Here is a 253-nt window from a genome sequence, read left to right on the forward strand (position 1 = left end):
GCTTTGATGAAGCTTTTAAGCAAAATCCAACTAGTTTAGAGCTAATAGAACTTAAAAATCATAATAATGAAAGTATAAAGCTTGCTAGTATTGCTAGCTTTTCTTATAAAAAAGATCTTTCTTTAATTAACAGACACAATAAAACTACTAGTATAAAACTCACTTCAAGCATAGAAAACATTTCTTTAGGTGAAGTAAGAAAAATTTTTGAGTCCAATTTAGCTTATATTTTAGGAAAAAATAACCTATCTTT

Annotated in this window: 1 protein-coding gene; it reads left to right on the plus strand. The window is 25.7% G+C overall.

All coding sequences use genetic code 11. The features are described 5' to 3' along the window. Window positions 1–253 (plus strand): hypothetical protein (locus PF021_RS08565; RefSeq protein ID WP_271022062.1); only part of this gene is annotated, 253 nt, incomplete at both ends.

Source organism: Helicobacter ibis (genome assembly GCF_027859255.1).
In the GTDB taxonomy this organism is placed as follows: domain Bacteria; phylum Campylobacterota; class Campylobacteria; order Campylobacterales; family Helicobacteraceae; genus Helicobacter_D; species Helicobacter_D ibis.